We start from the raw sequence: 18789 nt of genomic DNA on the forward strand, positions 1-18789 counted from the left end.
AGCAGGGGTAGGCTAGTAGCCGGGGTTCTGCTTCATATTCGGGTTGTTCTGAATTTCCCGGAACGGAATCGGGAACAGCAACCGAGTGGGGTCTGTGATGCCCAGTACCGTCTGGGCCCGGTTGGTGCGGATAAGATCAAACCACCGGTGTCCTTCCAGAGCCAACTCTACCCGGCGCTCCTGGTAAATGGCGTTTAACAGGGTAGTCTGGGTTAAACCGGTTGCCAGAAGTGCCGGCAAGCCTGCCCGGGTACGTACCCGATTCAACAAGGTCAGCGCGCCCGGAAGGTCCTGCAACTGGGCCTTAGCCTCAGCCCCTGTTAGCAGAACCTCGGCAAAACGGAATATTTTGTAATTGTCGGTTCCAGTGCCAGGGTCTTTGTATTTGATACCGGTACCGGCAACTACCGCGCGGTTGGAGATGACAACAGTGCCGTCGGAGATAGTAGCGTTACGGCGCGTATCGCCCGTTTCGTAGGCTGTCAGAAGCGTAGTGGCAGGGCCGTTCGGGTTTACCTCGTTACGGCCACCATTGGCAGTGGGCAGATTGAAGAAAGCAAACTGGCTCTGGGTATTCGCGTCAAACTGCAGTTCCAGAATCGACTCAGTAGTATTCTCCGAGGTGAAGTTGGTGGCGTAGCTGGGAGTGAGCTGAAAGCGGTTGCTGTTAATGATTTGATCAGCCGCCGTTTCGGCTTCCTTCCACTTGCCGGCATACAGTTGTACCCGGGCAATTAGGGCCTGGGCCGCTGATTTGGTAGCCCGTCCGGTGCCTGTGTCAGGCAGGTTAGGCAGGGCCTGGTTCAGGTCGGCCAGCACCTGCGTATATACCTGCTCTTTGGTGCTGCGTGCTACAAAAAGCGAGTTATCAGGCGTTGACGTCGGGGTAAGGATGAGAGCGGCATCGCCCCAGAAACGGGTCACATCGAAGTGGCAGTAAGCACGGATGAACAGTGCTTCGGCAATGATGCTGTTCTTCTCCGCGTCGGCCAGGCCGGTCACATTCGGCGTGTTGGCAATAACGTTATTGGCCCGGTTGATGGTCCGGTAAATAGCGTAGTAAACGTTCGTGAGCGTAGCATTACTCGAAATGATATTTCGAGTTTTTACTTCCGCCAACTGCGGAAACGTGCCGGTGTGAGCTAGGTTGTCGGCGGCCAGGTCAGCCAGCAGGGGGTAGTACAGACCCAAGTAGTCGGAGCTGGTCATGGCACCGTACACCCCAATGATTGCGCCGCGGGCACCAGCAGCGTCGGTGAATACATCCGTACGGTCAACGGAAGTCTGCGGGGTAGGATCCAGGAAATCGGAGCAACTGCTGGCGCCAAAAGTCAGCAAACCCAGAGTAGCGAGCGTGAAAAGCTTGGAACGAAAGTTCATATTAACGAAGTCTCAAGAAAGTTTAGATACCCAGGTTTACACCAATCTGCACGGTACGGGCTTGGGGGAAAGTCAGGAAGTCAGTGCCCAAAGAGGTGTTGCTACCGCTGAAGGTGTTGATTTCCGGATCAAGACCGGAGTAGTTGGTGAAGGTGAGTAGGTTTTGACCTGAAACATATACCCGGGCGTTTTGCAGGTGCAGCACGCGGGTAGCACCGGCCGGGAGGTTATAGCCCAGAGTCAGGGTTTTCAAGCGGGCATAAGAGCCATCCTCCAAGAAGCGGTCGGAGGTGCGGCGGTTATTGTTTGGGTCACCCCAGGCCGCCCGGGGGTAGGTAGTGCTGGGGTTAGCCGCGGTCCAGCGCTCCCGGGTGGAGGCCAACTGACCAAACTGGGCGTTCATACCCTCTGCGAAAGCACGGGTGTTGTTGAATATTTTATTGCCGTACTGGAACTGGAAGAAGAAGCCCAAGTCAAAGCCTTTGAAGGACAGTTGGTTATTGAGGCCGCCGAAGAATTTCGGTTGAGCCGTACCAATAATCTTCTGGTCGTCGCCGGTGATTACACCGTCATTATTCAGGTCTTTGAAGCGGATGTCGCCCGGAGCAGAGCCTTGCTGATACACGGCCGTAGAGCGGCCGGTTTTGGCGCGGGCAGCTTCGGTATCAGCTGTAATTTCACCCTGCGTCTGGTAAATCCGGTCCACTACGTAACCGTAGAAAGAGCCCAAAGAGTGCCCTACCCGTACCTGGTTTGCAAAGCCCGAAAGGAAGGGTGCATTATTTACCAGCTTGGTTACTTCGTTGCGAATAAAGGAAATGTTGGCGCTGGTAGTCCAGGTGAAATTGTCCTTGGTGAAGTTCTGGGTTGTGAGTTCAAACTCAAGGCCTTTGTTTTCCAGCGCGCCTACGTTCTGAGTTACCGAGAGGAAGCCAGAAGTGAGGGGCAGCGGACGGTTCAGCAGCAGGTCATTCGACTCCCGGCGGAAGGCGTTGGCTGAAAGCAGGATGCGGTTGTTAACGAAGCCCAGGTCCAGACCCACGTTGATTTCGTGCTGCTTCTCCCAGCTCAGGTCATTTACGCCGATTTGGGTGGGCACCAGACCGGAAATCTGGTTGTAGTTGGCCAGGTTGCCGGAGCCTACACCATAAAGGTTGCGGGAGGCAAAGTTGCCAATCTCGAAGTTACCCGTCTGACCATAGCCGGCCCGCAGCTTCAACTCACTAATAGCTGTTTTCGGGAAGAAGGCCTCCTCCGAAATGCGCCAGCTACCCGAAACGGCCGGGAAGTAGCCCCACTTATTGTCTACCCCGAAGCGCGAGGAACCGTCGCGGCGCACGGAGGCAGCCAGAATGTAGCGGCCTTTGTAGTCGTAGTTCGCGCGAGCGAAGTAAGAAAGCAGGGTCCAGAGAGTACCATCCGACGAGGCCTCCGTACGAACGGAACCGGCCGCCAGGCGGGTGATTTTGTTGGTAGCAAAGCCACTAACCGTGGTTTGGATACCTTCCTGCTCTGATTTCTGGGCGCTCTGGCCGAGCAGCAGCGTCACGTTATGATCCCCGAAGGATTTGTTGTAGGTAAGGGTGTTTTCCGTCAGCCAGCTGATATCGTAACGGCTGTTGGAGTTACCCAGGCCATTGCTGCCAGAGCCCTGCAGAAGGGTGCTGGGTACAAAACGGTCTTCCTTCAGGTTCAGGTAGTCAGCGCCAAGCGAGGTCCGGAAGCGCAGGTCCTTAAGAATGTCCAGTTCGGCGAAGACGTTACCAATCAAACGGTTGTTACGTGCCTGCTGCAGGGGTAGGGTAGCAGCGGCAAGCGGGTTTTCAACCGATGAATATGGGTCGCGGGCGAAAGTGCCATCCGCATTATAGATAGGAGTCTGAGTACCCAGCAGAATGGCCGAGCTAAGTACGCCGTAGATGTTGTTATCGTTCTGAATACGGTTGTTCAGCGAGCGGGAGCCTGTGAGGTTCAGGCCAATACGGGCACGGTCCGATATCTTGTTATCGATATTCACACGTACGCTACCGCGCTTGAAGTCAGAACCCCGCACAATACCTTCCTGATCGAAGTAGGTGCCCGAAACGAGGAAGCGGGTGCGGGCATCGCCGCCGGAAGCCGTCAGAGTATAGTTACCAATCTTGGCGGTGCGGAATACTTCATCCTGCCAGTTGGTGCTGGCGCCGGTGAAAAGCGCCTGCGTGGAGGTTGGGTTAGCCGCTACGTAGCGAGGCGCAAGGCCTACGTTTACGCGTGCCTCATTGATTAGGTCCTGTGATTCCTGACCGTTCAGAACGTCCAGCTGCTTAATGCGCTGCTGTACACCCTGGTAAACATCCAGGCTGATTTTAGTTTTGCCCGTCTGGCCACGCTTGGTTGTTACCAGTACTACCCCGTTGGCAGCCCGCGAACCATAGATAGCGGCGGCAGCGGCATCCTTCAGTACCTGAATGGAGGCAATGTCGTTGGGGTTAATATCGGACAGCGCGTTCAACTGCTGGTTACCAACGGCAATGTTGGAGTAGCTGCCGCTGTTAATCGGTACGCCGTCAATTACGTACAGCGGGTCGCTGCTGGCCGAAATGGAGTTATTACCCCGGATACGAACAGCAATACCGCCACCCGGCGTACCGGAGCTAGCCGATACCTGCACCCCCGCAGCCCGGCCTTGCAGCACTTGGTCGAGGCCTGCTACAGGCTGATCCTCGAACTGCTTGGCATCGATGGAGGCAATGGCGCCCGTAACCAAAGCCTTGGATTGTTGTCCGTAGCCTGTTACTACTACTTCGCTGAGCTGCTTGCTGTCTGGTGCCAGCCCCACAGTTATGCTGCCATCCCGAATCGGTTGCTCAAGGGTCAGGAACCCTACGGAGCTAAAGGAAAGGGTAGTGGCGGTAGCCGGAGCGTTCAGCGTGAAGGTACCATCCGAGTTGGTTGAAACGCCAGTGGTAGTTCCTTTCACTAATACGGTTACACCGGGCAGCCCTTCTCCCGTTGTACGGTCCGTTACCCGTCCAGAAACAGTACGAGTTTGTGCATATACTTGCGTTGCCGTTAAAGCAAGTGCAGGCAGAGCAGCTAATAGTAGTTTTTCATGTATGCACTAGGTGTGTTGAAGATGTTTCGCTTTAGAAGCAGTTCAATTGAATTATTGCCAAAATAAAGAGATAAAAATTATGAATCTATTCGCTGAGCAAAAAACAGGTGCTCAATTATACTGTTTCTCGGCCAAGTGCAGGATTTCTTAGATAAATAGAAGTCTTTTGCCGCTAAAGTGCTCAACCGAAAGCTGCAAATGATGTGTAGTTGCTCCAGACACGGCATGCGGCAAAGAAATTTGTGCTGGGTACTAAACGCATATTGATGCCTAGCTGCGTCTGGCCGTCTGTGGCATATATGTGTTATCAATCACTGGCGCATCCGCGGCATCAGTTAAGAAACCACTGTTACACGCCAGCATATGATGGAAAGGGCAACAAAAAAGCCCCAGCCAAATGGCTGGGGCTTTTTTGTTGCTCAGGATGTTCGACTACTGAACGATGGTAACAATACCAGCGTAAGGAGCAGAAGCCTGAATGCCGGATACGATACCGCCCGACAGGGGAGTGTAAACAATCCGACGGCCATCCTTCAGTACCAGTTCATAAGTAAAGAGGAAGCCTTCGTTTGCCTCCAGCGAAGCGCGGGTCAGGGCAACACGGGCACCCGTTTGGGTGGCACCCGAAGCACGGGTCAGGCCAGTTATGAGGTCGTTGATAGACACCTCGATGCTGCCTGAAGACGGTGCTACAGTACGCAGCAGAACGCGCGGTCCTGTGCCGATGGCACGGGTCACCCCGGCAGCCGGCTTGTTGTAGCCGCGGAAGGAGCGGTACACTTCAATGGCTTCGATCTTGCTGGCGTCGCCTCCTTTTACCTCAATGTTGAAGGTAGTAGTCGGGTTACCCGTTCCTTGCACGTCAGCCAGCTTGAAAGTGTTCTGCGTGGTCAGGTTGGTGAAAACCAAGGGAAACTCCTCAGTTTTCGGGAAAGGTAGATTATCCTCGTCGCGGCAAGCCGAAACGCTCAGGGCCGAAGCCGCCAGCAACAAGGCATAAAGAAATTTTTTCATGGAGGGTTGAATTGAAAATGGCTGAATCAAAGAACGCGGAGGATGCTTTGATTACCGGTCCCAGAAAATTTTCTCCGTCGTAATGTTCGGCTGCGTCTTAGGCGCGTTGGCGTTTGTCAGCAGGTCGTTCAGGCGGTACGGCAGACGAACCGGGAACTCGGTGCCGGTCAGTACAGTCTGCGGATCGGAGTCGTCGGTGCTGGGGTTTACCGGAGCAGCCGGGAAGCCAGTGCGGCGGTAGTCCGTGTACACGTCAATGCCATAGCCATAGCTGGCGATGTACTTCTCCGTCATGATGACGTTAAGCTTGGCATTGTTGTCAGTGGCCGCATCGTAGCGAGCCAGAGCGGCCGTAACGTAAGCCGTAACAGCAGTTTCCGCAATCGGGGTGCTGCCGTCAATGGTTGCCACCGCGTTTACTTTATTGAACGCAGCCGTAACCCCGTCGCGGAATGCAGTGCGGGCGCTGGTGGGGTTGTTCAGCACCGTCAGGTACAGTTCAGCCTCCGTAAACTTGCGGGCAAAGAAGGTCAGGAAGCGCTGGGCCACGTTGCCCTTAGCCGAAGCAGCCGTAGCACCGGTACCCGTAGCAAAACCAGCTCCGTTGTCGAAGCGTCCGCCAATGGGGTACAGACCCTGCAGGGTACGAATGTTGGTGGTGTTGACGCTGGCCTGAGGACCCTGGCTGCCAAAGCGCAGCGAGATGAAACGACCATCCTGATAATCAGCGGTGGTCTGAGCAGCGTCAGAGTTTACCTGGTTGAAGAAGTAGTAAGGAATACGAGGGTCCTTATTCCCCTTCATCAGGTTGTAGAAGTACACGTTGACGAAGTTCTCCCGGCTCGAAGAAGCGTAGTCGCCCAGGAAGCCGGGGTGACGGTTCTCAGGTGTGCCACCCGCCGTGCCATACTTGAACTCGAAGTCGTCAGCTGCCCCGATTAGATCATTGGAGTTGGTCAGCAGCGGCTGCACGTCAGCTGATACGTTCCGCGTCAGACGGATCTGGTTGTAGAGCTTCAGCTTCAGCGTGTTGCCCAGACGCACCCACTTGTCGCGGTTACCAGCGTAAATCAGGTCCTCGGTGGAGTTAGGGTTACGGCTGGAGTCTGTGCGCTTCAGGTTGGCAATACCCTCATCAATCAGACGGAACAAGTCGGTGTAGATAGCCTCGTCATCGTCGAACTTAGGAGCCGGGAACTCAGAGCCTTTCAGAGCTTCGCTGTAAGGAATGTCGCCCCACACGTCCACCATTTCGCTGAACATGTAAGCCTTCTGAATCTGAGCAATACCCACAAACGTCCAAGCACCCTGGGTGGTAGCCTGGTTCAGCATCTGCTCGTTGTTTTCGAGCGCCGACGTGTAGAGGCCCAGCCACTGGTTGTTGAAATCGTTAGCTCCCAGGCTGTAGGCTCCAATACGGAAGTTGTTGAGTTGCTGCACCAGGGCCGAAGTCGGCTGGCTCAGACCTGCTACGCTGTGGCCGAGGTAAAGCGACATAGCCGCCTGGCTGGTAGGCATCAACAGCGTAATCGGAACCGTGGTAGGGTTGATTGGGTCAGTGTTGACGTCCAGAAACTTGTCGCAGCTCGTCGTGCCCAGCAACAAAGCTGTTGCGGCTACGGCGGCTGGAATCTTGGTTATCTTCATGAGAAAAGTCGAGAATGAAATTACTGCCTAGAAGTGCGCCTGCTGCTTAGAAGTTCACGCGCAGGTTTACGCCGTAGCGCCGAGCAGTAGGAGCGTTGGTGTACTCAAAGCCCTGAGCGTTCGAAGCACCCCCGTACGTGTTGGTTTCCGGGTCGAAGTTGGTGTACTTCGGCACGTTTGGCGAGAACCACCACAGGTTGCGACCCGACAGGCTCAGCGTTACACCGCGGAACGGGGTTTTCTGCAGCAGGGTAGCCGGTAGGGTGTAACCCAGCGTTACTTCGCGCAGACGAACGGTAGTAGCGTCGTAGATAGAGAACTCAGCCGGACCGCTCAGTGCTGCCGAACCGGCACCGAAGTAGTAGTCGTTCAGCGAAATGGCCGTGTTGTTCGGGATGCTCGAGCCATCGGCATTCTTCAGCGGCAGCTGGGTGTTGGCGTTGCCGTACACCCCGTCAATTACTACTGTTTTCTCCCGGTCTTCGGTGTCCTTGGTTACACCACGGCCCAGCAGGGTAGCAACCGTAGTCGAGTACACATCACCGCCCTTACGGAAGTCCACCACCGATTCGAAGGTGAAGCCTTTGTACGTGAAGGTGTTGGTGAAGCCCAGCAGGTAGTCGGGGTTCGGGTTGCCGATAACGTCCGTCGTGGTGGTCGGAATCATGGTACCCGTGGACGGGTTGATCAGGACTTTCCCGGTTTCGGGGTCGCGGGCAGCCTTGGTACCGTAAATCATGCCGTAGGGCTGGCCGGCTTTGTGGATGGCCTGCACCCCGCCGCTGAAGTAGTTAGCGGCAACGGCTACCTGCTCAACGCCTTCCGTCAGCTTCTCCACGATGTTGCGGTTGCGGGTGAAGGTAGTGAAGCTGGTCCAGCGGAATCCACCGGCATCCACCGGAATCAGGGTCAGTGAGCCTTCGATACCTTTGTTGGAGATTTCACCGAAGTTGGTTACCAGTGCCGTGAAACCTGTGGCGTAGGGCAGCGGAACGTTGGCAATCTGGGCCGTAGAACGCTTATCGTAGTACGTAGCGCTCAGGACGATCCGGTCCTTGAAGAAGTTCAAGTCGGTGCCTACTTCTAGTTCCTTCGAGAACTCCGGGGTCAGAGCCGGGTTGCCGATAGTGCCGCTGATAGCAGCGCCGGAAACCGGGGTAGTACCGCCAGTGGGCGTGAAGGGGAAACCGAAGCCTGCGGCGTTGTTACCGAAGGTGGGGTTCAGAGCGAAGCGGCTGTTAAGCTGGTAGGGGCTGGCGTCCTTACCGGCTTTAGCATAACCAGCCCGCAGTTTGCCCATGTTCAGAATGTCGGACTGCATGCCCAGCGCTTCCGTGAAGATGATGGAAGTGCTGATGCTCGGGTAGAAGAAGCTGCGGTTGTTTTTGGCCAGGGTAGAGGTCCATTCGTTACGAGCCGTAGCGTTGACGTACACGATGTCCTTATAGCCCAGCGTTACGTCACCGAAAACCCCGAAAATACGACGCTTCGTAAAGCCTGAACCAAACTGGCTCTGCGTTTTGGTGTTCTGGATGTCGTCAATATCAAACAACAGATACTGCGAGCCAATAACCGAAGTGGACTGGTACTGACGCTGGTTGACGTTGTGGCCCAGAATAGCTTTCAGGCTGAAGTCTTCCGTCAGGTTCTGGTTAACTGTCAGCAGGGTGGTAGCTTCCAGTTCGGTGTTGGTGATGGCGTCCTGGATAATTTCGCCGGTGCCGCTGGCACCTACCGAGCCCGGACGGATGAAGGAACGACGGTTGTCGTTGTAAGTGTTCAAGCCACCCACAAAGCTCAGGTTCAGCCACTTCAAGATATCGTAGCTGGCGTTGGCGCTGGTAGAAAGACGGTCAACGCGGGAGGTGTAGCCGTTGTATTCCGTTGACCAGTAGGGGTTATCTGCCTGGCCCGTCAGCCAGCCCAGTACCGGACCACGCGTGAGCGGGTTGATATAGGGCAGGCCCGTCAGGTCAAGGCTGCGCGGGATGAACAGCAGGCGGCCCATTACCGAGGCGTTGCCAATGGCGTTGTTAGCCCCGAGCTGCGGACCACGCTGATCCGAGTTGGTGTAAGTAATGTTCGCCCCGATGCGCAACTTGTTGAAGTTACCCGAGCCACCAGCGCTGAGGCTGGTACGGTTGAACTTGCTTTCCGGAATCATGCCTTCCTGCTCCGAGCGGGACAGAACCGTCGAGAAGGTAGCATTGTCGCTGGCCGCAGTTACGTTAACCGAGTTTTCGAACAGCTTACCCGTGTTAAAGAAGTCTTTAACGTTGTTTTCGAAGGCCTGGTACGGATAGCGGGCTCCCTGGAACTCGGGGAAAGCCGCGATGCCGCTCAACGGGTGCAGAACATCAGCGGGCGCCTGGGCGCTGCCGAAAGCCGGACCCCATGAACCGTTGGCTGCTGACTGGGCGAAGTTAGCCCCCGCACCGTATTTGTTCTGATACTCGGGCAGGCTGGCAATCTTCTCAATAGAATAAGAAGAGTTGTAGCCAACCCGGATACCCTTGTCGGCCTTGCCACGGCTACCGGTTTTGGTAGTAATAAGGATAACGCCGTTGGCGCCACGGTTACCGTAGAGAGCAGCGGCCGCCATGCCTTTCAGCACGTTAATCGACTCAATGTTGTTCGGGTCAATATCGGCGGCGCGGTTTGAGTAGGAGGAGCCGCGTACCAGCGTGTTGTCCGAAGCCGTGACATCGTTATTATAAGGTACACCGTCCACTACAAACAGGGGCTGGTTGTTACCGTTAAGCGACGTGTTACCACGAATTACAATACGAGTAGAAGAGCCCGGAGCTCCGCTCGAACCCACGATGTTAACGCCGGCCACCTTGCCCTGCAGGGTGCGCAGTACATCAGGCTCCGACTTTTGAACCACCTGCTGGCTCTGAATTTCAGATACTGCGTAACCAATAGCACGCGACTCGCGCTGGATGCCCAGAGCGGTTACTACTACCTCGCTCAGCTGTTTGGTATCAGCAGCAAGCCCTACATTGATTTGCGTATCGGTACCAATGGGGCGCTCTACCGTGATGAACCCAATGGAGCTGAAAACCAAAGTGCCGTCTCCGGCAGGTACAGTCAGTGTGTACGTACCGTCGGAGTTGGTTGAAATACCGTTGTTGCTACCCTTCAGCAGCACGGTTACCCCCGGCAAGCCTTCGCCTGTCGTGCGGTCCGTTACTCGGCCGGAAACACTCCGAGTTTGGGCTACCCCCTGAACGACACTTAGTGCCGCCAAAGGCAGACCCATGAGTAAGGATTTTCTCATGGAAAAGAAAAAAGATAAAGGTGAAAAAGCGCGGTTTTACGAACAAGTACCGTTCCGCGCTTAAAAATAAGCAGAGTTTATTGAAATAAGCATCCTAAAAATCTTTTGATGCTATTAATAATGTCAAAAACACCTTCTGTCTTCGTTGTATGCCATAAAGCTCACTCAACGGTAGTCTGAAGGGTGTAAATCAGATATATAGAATTGTTACCATAAGTTGTATGTCATTGATTATTCATCTAGTATAACACTTGCTTAATTGATATAGTTATATTAAATACCTTATTTTGTTATGTTATTTTCAATATATAAGCCAAATAGTTATGACGACAGTTTTTTAGGGAGTATTTTCATTCTGCCTGTTCATGAAATTTATTATCTATAATATATGATTTTTCTTATAATAGCTTATGCCTAATAGCCTTTCTCTCTCTAGGTGGGCTTGTTAAAGAGCTGCACCTGACGTTAGATAATTGCTCTTGTTGGCCATACAAACCAAAATGCCTTAGGTAAGCTTAAGTGTTGTATTATACTAGGCTTAGCTCAATTATTGAATAATATCTTTTGCATTTGTAACAATTATATATATAATAGGATTTTATAGCTTGTATTGCACATTGAGAATAGCCTTACATACTGCCCTCTATCTGTATTATAAGAATGTATCATCTACATAGCTACACTAACCAGTATCATTACCCCAACAGCTACTCTTATTTGATATTGATTATTTTACATATATAATAAGCATTGTTATATATTTAGGCTTATCTGCATTTTATGACGTGGGCATGATTACTAATAGCTTTCGATCTGTAACAAAGGTTGACTTAGGGGGATACTCAAACAGAAGTAGAGACAACTATTTATGACAGTAGAATGGTGATATGCTGGCATCAATGTCTCGAGTCACTCCCACTGTGCCTTGAAGCAAGTGTTTAGCTCTACCGGCCAGATTTTTCCAAGATGTAGGCAACCCTGAAATCATAAGGGGCTTAGGAACCAGTTACATCACTATAGGTATTCTGGATTCAGAAGAGCATACAAAGACCTACTCGCAACTGCCTATTGAATGCCATCTAGCGCCAACGACCAGAGGCAACTTCACATCTCAATGCCTTTGGTTTAGAAGGCTGGTGAGGCACATTGAATCTATCAGAGTTGAGTGGATTGCCTTTAGATCAAGCAAGTTTGGGCCTGCTGTTCGCTGTTGCTCAGAAAAGCGTGAGACGGGCAGCGGTTTTGCCTAGTAGAAGAAGGATGCTTGGTTCCTGGGCCCTGATAAGGCTGGAGTAAGGCCTATAGATAGGGCAGTATATCTCAACCCTTCAGACTAGTTGCATTTTTAATGGATAAAGCGAATTCTTGTCAGGTTGGCAAAAAACAATTCGTTTATTTACGGCATCGTAAGTTCATTCTAACATTTTCACTCACATGCGCAAAACAATACTTTCTGCGCTTCTGAGCGCGCCCATCCTGTTGCAGCAGGCCGCCGCCCAGAACCGCGAAATCTCCGGGCGTGTTACTGATGCCGCTAATGGCCAGGGACTTCCGGGGGTTACTGTACTAGTAAAAGGCACCACCGTTGGCGCGTCAACCAATGCAGATGGTGGATTTACTATCAGTGTACCTGCTTCGGCCACTACACTGGTTTTTAGCTCAGTTGGCTACTCCAGCATCGAGCGTGCTATTGGTACGAGCTCTACGTTCAACGTGAGCCTGGGCTCCAGCACCCGCAATCTGGATGAGGTAGTTGTAACGGGTCTGGCAACATCGGTTAAGCGTTCAAACCTGGCCAACGCCGTTTCCACGGTTAGTGCCAAGGAACTGGTGGGCAGCACACGCCCCGTAACCGTAGATGCTGCGTTGAGCGGCAAAGTAGTGGGCGCGAATATTGCCTCCACTAGCGGTGCTCCGGGCGGTGGTGTTTCCATTCAGCTACGCGGTATTTCTACCATCTCTGGTAGCTCACAGCCCCTTTACATCATTGACGGGGTGTACGCCGTGTCGGATGAGGTAGGAAACGGGGCCGGTGCGGCCGCCTTTACAGGTGCCTCTTCAGGTACTACCCGTACTACCCAGGACAACGGTACCAACCGTATTTCGGATTTGAACCCGAACGACATTGAATCGATTGAAATTCTGAAAGGCCCCAGCGCTGCGGCTATTTATGGTACTCGCGCAAGTGCTGGTGTTATTATCATTAAAACCAAGCGTGGAGCTGCTGGCCAGACGCGCGTGAGCGTATCGCAGGATATAGGTTTTGCCAAGGCCCGTAACCTGCTCGGTCAGGAAGGCTGGACGCCCGAGAAAATTGACAAGTTCTACTCCGGGGCGTCGGCTACTGCTGAGAAGGCCAAACTCGCGGCTGCTCAGGCCAGCGGTAAGCTCTACGATTACGAAAAGGAGGTATTTGGCAACACTGCCTTCCTGCGTAATACTAACGTAAGCGTATCGGGCGGTACTGACCGTACCAAATTCTACGTGTCGGGCTCCACGACCAAAGAAGGTGGTATCGTAAAGAACACCGACTACCAGCGTAACTCTATCCGCGCCAACGTAGACCAGAAAATCGGCAAACTGCTGGATATTGGTATTAGCTCTGGCTACTTCAACTCCAGCAACCGCCGCGGCTTCTCCGGTAACGACAACAACGGGATTAGCTTAGGCTACAACCTGGCCCAGATTCCGAACTACGCGGAGTTGCACAAGGATCCGGTTACTGGCCTGTACCCCGACTCTGATTATTCCGGTGACAACCCGCTAGCTGTTGTGGAGCGGGCTATCAACGAGGAAAAAACCAACCGGGTAACGCAGGCCGGTAACGCTACCCTGCACTTTATCGAGAAAGAGAATTCCTCGCTGCGTTTCGCTGCGCAGGGTGGTATTGACTACTCCAGCAGCAACGCGCTGCTCGCGCTTCCTCTCGATTTGCAGTCCCAGCGTAGCTCGGCTAACCCGGGGGTAGTGCGCGTAGCCAAAAACGAATTCTTCAACTACAACCTGCAAGGCTTCCTGATCTACGACTATCGGATTGGTCAGAATCTGAGCCTGACCTCGCAGGTAGGTCTGGTGCGTCTGGGGCTGCGTTCTAACCTCAGCTTCCAGCAGGGGCAGAACTTGGTACCTGGTCCGCTGCTGCCCAACCGTGGCTCGGTAATTACCCAAGATGTGCAGCTGACCGACCAGACGGACGTAGGCTACGTAGCGCAGCAGTCAGCTAACTTCCGCGACCAGGTAGAACTGACCGCCGGCGTTCGTTTCGATAAGTCGAGCCGTAACGGTGACCCCAACAAGCTCTATGCTTTCCCGAAAGGCTCCGTTGCCGTTAACCTCGCTAAGTGGGACTTCTGGTCGGTAAGCGCCGTGAACCTGCTGAAACTGCGTGCCGCATACGGTGAAACCGGTGGACCGGCCTTCTTCGGTGGTCTTTACTCGCCGCTAACCGGTATCAGCATTGGCAACCGTCCGGGCTTTGTTCCCTCAACTGTAGTGGGTAACCCCGAAATCGGTCCGGAGCGTGCTACCGAGCTGGAGTTTGGGGTTGATGTTGGCTTGCTGGATGGTCGTATCAACTTTGAAGCGACGGCTTACAACAAGAAAATCAAGGACATTGTCAACACCTACGTGACGGCTCCTGGTACCGGGGTGCAGTCAGTGCGCGCCTACCCGGTAGGTGACCTGCGCAACCGTGGTTTGGAACTGACACTGGGCATTATTCCGGTTCGTTCGGAAAACTTCACCTGGACCACTAATAACCTGTTCTGGCTGAACCGCTCCGAAGTAACCCGGATTATTGTTCCGGCCTTCTCGGCCAGCAGCGGCTTCGGTTCAACTTTCGGACAAACCTTCTTTGCCCTGGGCGAGTCGCCGTCGCGTTGGTACGGTACCCCCGTCAGCGCCACCGACAACCCGAACAATCCGAGCTTCCTGACTCGTTACGGTGATGCGCAGCCGCGCTTCCAGATGACCTTCCAGAACACCTTCACCATCTTCAAAAACCTGGAAGCCTCGTTCCTCGTGGCATGGAAAAAGGATAGCTACACCAGCAACCTGACCCGCACTCAGAAGGATGCTTTCGGTACCAGCGAAGACTGGAGCGAGGACAGCGGCCAAACCGTCGATGGCGTTCGTTTGACCAAGGGTGAGTACCGCCAGACGCAAAATGCCTCGTTGTTTATCGAGAACAGCGGTTATGTACGTCTGCGTGAAGCTTCTATTTACTACTCGCTGCCCGCCAGCGTACGGACCAGCCTGTTCAAGGATTACGTGAAGAACATCCGGGTAGGCGTTTCGGGTAACAACCTGCTGACGTTCACGAACTACTCCGGCTACGACCCCGAGGTTTCTAACTTCGGTCAGACGGCTACTTCTGCCCAGGTGGATGTGCTTACCTACCCGGCTACCCGCCGCATGTTCTTCCACTTGAACCTTGACTTCTAGACCGGTGTTCAGTGCGCTGAAACACCCCTTCTGGTTGTTCTAATCTTCTTTGATTCAACACTCATGTACACTTCTCTTAAAAACATACCGCGGACGGTAGTATTAGCCTGCTCGCTGGCTGTGCTGCTACCCAGCGCCAGCTGCGACCTGGTGGATATTGACCAGGTGACGGACCCCACCAACCCTAGCTTGGACGACGTTACGGCTAATGCCTCGCTGGCTCAGCTGAATGCCTTGGCAGTAGGGGTAGAGGCTTCTTTGCGCCTCGGACACGTTAACAACGGCGCCAACAACAACTTGATTGGTGAGTTGGGGCGTGAGATTGTTATTCTGGCTAACAACGAAAACCGCTGGTACACGGAAATTCTGGGTACCCGTACCAACCTAGACAATAACGCGTTTTATAGCGCGGCCGCTTACAACGGTTTCGCACGGGTAGTGCGGGCATCCAAAGTATTCCTAGGTTCGGCTCAGGCCACGGCCGTTATCAATGCAGAGCAGAAGCAGGCAATTGCCGGTTTCAGCCATACCTACGAGGCATTGGGTAAGCTGCACATGCTGAACCTGATGGGTGAAAATGGTATCCGCATTGATGTAGACAACTACCTGAAGCCTGGTAAATTCACCGAGGGTAGTGCTCCTGCTCTGACGCATATCCGTCAGTTGCTGGACCAGGCAGCTACGGAATTGGCTGCTGGTGGTACCGCCTTCCCCTTCCAGCTTTCCTCGGGCTTTAACGGCTTTAACACGCCGGCTACTTTCCTGAAGTTCAACCGCGCCCTGGCTGCCCGCGTTGCTCTCTATCAGAACGATAATGCTGGCGCGCTGGCTGCCCTGGCTCAATCATTCTACGATCCGGCAGGTAGCCTGACCATCGGGCCGAAGATTGTGTTTGCTCCTTCTGTAGCAAACGATGCAGGCAACCCCTACTTCCAGGTAGCCAATGGCACGCAAAACCAGCTGGCTGTTGTGCCGTCAAACTTTGTGACGGAAGCAGAGCCCGGCGACCTGCGTTTGGCAAAAGCTCCCTTGCGTACAGGTACCGCCCGTACATTGGGTGGTATTACCAGCACGTACGAGGCCCGCGCTTTCCCCACTCAAACCACTCCGCTGGACATCATTCGCAACGAGGAGCTGATCCTGATTGCGGCTGAAGCTAAAGCGAAGACCAACAACCTGACGGGCGCGCTGAGCGACATCAACGTGATTCGCACGAAAGCCGGTGGGCTCCCTGCTCTTACCGCTACCAGCCTAGCCGACCAGGGTGCTTACATCAACGAGATTCTGAAGCAGCGCCGCTACTCCCTGTTCTACGAAGGCCACTTCTGGGTTGACCTGCGTCGTCTGAACAAGCTGAACCCCACGCCGGCTCCGGGCATTACGCTGGCCTTCGCGTCGGGTAGCGCACCTACCGGTACGTTCCGCCTGTTTGACCGTCTGCCCCGTCCCTTCGCTGAGGTACAGTGGGATGTTGCTAATCCCTAACCTGCTTTTACCAGCAAAAAAAGAGGCTGCTCAATTGAGCAGCCTCTTTTTTTGCTGGTAATAACCTACTCAGTATCCAATAGTAAAGGCACCTAATTCTGCATCAGGTAGCCCTTAATGTATTCTTCCAAATCCCCATCCAACACGTTCTGCACATCGGTGCGCTCGATGCCCGTGCGCAGGTCTTTGATGAGCTTGTAGGGATGCAGCACGTAGTTGCGAATCTGGGAGCCGAAGTCGATTCGCTTTTTGCCCGCTTCCACGGCGGCGCGTGCTTCGTTACGCTTATCCAGCTCCAACTGATACAGGCGCGACCTTAGCATGCGCAGGGCGTGCTCCTTGTTCATGAGCTGGCTGCGCTCGATCTGGCACTCAATCACGATACCCGAGGGAGCGTGCTTAAGACGCACGGCGGTTTCTACCTTGTTTACGTTCTGGCCACCCGCTCCGCCTGCCCGGTACGTATCCCAGGTGATGTCGGCGGGATTGATTTGAATGTTGATGGTATCGTCCACCACCGGGTAGGCAAAAACTGAGGCAAACGACGTGTGCCGACGGCCGCTGCTGTCGAAGGGAGAAATGCGTACCAGCCGGTGTACCCCGATTTCGCTTTTCAAGTAGCCGTAGGCAAAGGCGCCATCAATTTCCAGCGAAGCCGATTTGATACCGGCTCCCTCACCGGGCTGATAACTCACCTGGCGCACGGTAAAACCCTGCTTCTCGCCCCACATGATGTACATGCGCATGAGCATTTCGGCCCAATCCTGGCTTTCAGTACCACCCGCGCCGGGGTTTATTTCCAGAATGGCGGAGAGCTGGTCTTCCTCATCAGAGAGCATGCGCTTGAACTCCAGGCGCTCTACAGCCTGCTCGGCTGCGTTGAACTCACGCTGTATCTCGGCTTCCTCAACCTCGCCTTCCCGGTAAAAGTCGTAGAGCACCTCGATGTCGCTTACCAGCTTCTCTACAGCCTCGTAGTCGTCGGTCCAGACCTTAACCGCCTTGATTTCCTTCATGACGGCTTCCGCCTTTTTTGAGTCATCCCAGAAGCCGGGTGCCGTGGTCTGCTGCTCCGTTTCTATTACCTGGGCTTTGCGGGCATCGTAGTCAAAGATACCTCCTCAGGGCCTCAGCGCGGCCCTTCAATTCCTTCACCTGGTCGTGGGTCATGGAAAAAAGAATGAATGATAAAACCAGTATTGCGTCCGACGTGGCGCATTACAGATCAAAGGTCAGCATAAATCAGGTAGGCGCGCCTGCTAAAACGATATAAACGACAGCGGACGGCGCTGGGGGCGCCGTCCGCTGGAAGTGATGGGGTAGGGGAGGAACGTTAGATACGCACCATCCACTCGTGTACGTCAGGGGCTTCGCCGCTCCGGATAGCTGCCAGGGCTGCAGATACGCGGTGCGAGAAAGCGTCGGCGGTTGGGGTGGGAAGGGTGTAATCCTGACCCTGGTAACCAATAACGGCAATTGGCGCAATGGTAGCGGCAGTGCCTACCCCGAATGCTTCCTGCAAGGTGCCATTGGCCTGCGCTTCCAGAATTTCCAGGGCCGAAACTTTACGTTCCTCTACCGGCATACCCCAGTCGCGGGCCAGCTGAAGCACGCTACGGCGGGTGATGCCATCCAGGATAGATGTGCTCAGGGCCGGCGTAACCAAACGGTTATCAATAACGAACACCGCGTTCATGGTGCCGGATTCTTCCACGTATTTGTGCTCAGAGGCGTCCGTCCAGATCAACTGGTTGTAGCCTTCCTGTTGAGCCAGCTTGGTGGGGTACATGGCCGCACCGTAGTTACCTGCATTCTTAGCGAAGCCGGCGCCGCCCTCAGCTGAGCGCACATACTTTTCCTCGAAGCGCACACGCAAAGGCTTGTTATAGTACAGGCCTACTGGGCAGGTAATAATCATGAAGCGGTAGGAGTCGGATGGGCGTACGCCCAGCATACCATCGGTGGCAAACATGAAGGGGCGAATGTAGAGGGCGCTACCCGGAAAGTTCGGTACCCATTTGGCATCCAGCCGGATCAGCTGGCTCAGGCCCTGCATGAACAGCTCCTCAGGCACGGCGGGCATGCACATGCGCTCGGCCGAGAGATTTAGGCGGTTCAGGTTATCGTAAGGACGGAAAATGAAAATTTCGTCCTGCTGATTCTTATATGCCTTCATGCCCTCAAAAATAGCCTGCCCATAGTGCAAAGCAGAGTTGGCCGGGCTCACGGGCATATCGGCGTAGGGAATGATCTGTGGCTCCTGCCACTCGCCGTTTTGGTAGTCTACTACCAGCATATGATCGGAAAAGGTCTTTCCGAATTCGAGCTGGTCGAAATCTATTTCGGCAAGACGCGATGCGGTAGTCCGCTGCGTAGGAATAGTGAGGGTAGCGAGCATGAGAGGTGGGGTGGGAAAAGGTAACAACTGTGCAGCTACTTGCCT

The 18789-nt window shown here is 54.1% G+C and carries 9 protein-coding genes; 2 read left to right on the forward strand and 7 right to left on the reverse strand.

Features of this window, described 5'->3' with window-relative positions:
* Positions 1-12: 12 nt before the first annotated feature.
* From FGZ14_RS00080 to FGZ14_RS00100, 5 genes are all read right to left on the reverse strand, one after another.
* The gene (locus tag FGZ14_RS00080; protein WP_139919983.1) at positions 13-1380 is read right to left on the reverse strand and encodes a RagB/SusD family nutrient uptake outer membrane protein; all 1368 of its coding nucleotides are present in this window, start codon (positions 1378-1380) and stop codon (positions 13-15) included.
* Between the two features lie 22 nt (positions 1381-1402).
* Entirely contained in the window at positions 1403-4480 is a 3078-nt protein-coding gene (locus FGZ14_RS00085) for a TonB-dependent receptor (protein WP_139919984.1), read from the reverse strand.
* A gap of 429 nt (positions 4481-4909) precedes the next feature.
* Positions 4910-5491: a hypothetical protein gene (locus FGZ14_RS00090; protein WP_139919985.1), complete on the reverse strand. Its 582-nt coding sequence runs from the start codon at positions 5489-5491 to the stop codon at positions 4910-4912.
* Between the two features lie 51 nt (positions 5492-5542).
* The gene (locus tag FGZ14_RS00095; RefSeq protein ID WP_139919986.1) at positions 5543-7138 is read right to left on the reverse strand and encodes a SusD/RagB family nutrient-binding outer membrane lipoprotein; all 1596 of its coding nucleotides are present in this window, start codon (positions 7136-7138) and stop codon (positions 5543-5545) included.
* A 46-nt stretch (positions 7139-7184) separates the two neighbouring features.
* Positions 7185-10418, reverse strand: a complete 3234-nt coding sequence (locus FGZ14_RS00100; protein WP_139919987.1) for a SusC/RagA family TonB-linked outer membrane protein — start codon at positions 10416-10418, stop codon at positions 7185-7187.
* Positions 10419-11852: 1434 nt separating this feature from the next.
* Between FGZ14_RS00100 and FGZ14_RS00105 the strand changes: the two genes are divergently transcribed.
* Both FGZ14_RS00105 and FGZ14_RS00110 read left to right on the forward strand, forming a co-directional pair.
* A complete protein-coding gene (locus FGZ14_RS00105) occupies positions 11853-14861 on the forward strand; it encodes a SusC/RagA family TonB-linked outer membrane protein (RefSeq protein WP_139919988.1) in 3009 nt (1002 codons plus the stop codon).
* A 63-nt stretch (positions 14862-14924) separates the two neighbouring features.
* Complete coding sequence (locus FGZ14_RS00110; protein WP_139919989.1) at positions 14925-16346, forward strand: RagB/SusD family nutrient uptake outer membrane protein; 1422 nt, start codon at positions 14925-14927, stop codon at positions 16344-16346.
* A 92-nt stretch (positions 16347-16438) separates the two neighbouring features.
* On the opposite strand, the gene prfB is transcribed toward FGZ14_RS00110, so the two are convergent.
* Positions 16439-17516, reverse strand: a protein-coding gene (gene prfB, locus FGZ14_RS00115) for a peptide chain release factor 2 (protein ID WP_180754432.1) whose coding sequence is annotated in 2 segments (ribosomal slippage) — positions 16439-17455 and positions 17457-17516 — 1077 coding nt in all. Because the reading frame shifts where the segments join, the coding sequence is not laid out codon by codon here.
* A gap of 163 nt (positions 17517-17679) precedes the next feature.
* Positions 17680-18744 (reverse strand): branched-chain amino acid aminotransferase, encoded by a 1065-nt coding sequence (locus FGZ14_RS00120; protein ID WP_139919992.1) that lies wholly within the window; start codon positions 18742-18744, stop codon positions 17680-17682.
* Between the last annotated feature and the right edge of the window lie 45 nt (positions 18745-18789).

Source organism: Hymenobacter sp. DG01, from assembly GCF_006352025.1.
In the GTDB taxonomy this organism is placed as follows: domain Bacteria; phylum Bacteroidota; class Bacteroidia; order Cytophagales; family Hymenobacteraceae; genus Hymenobacter.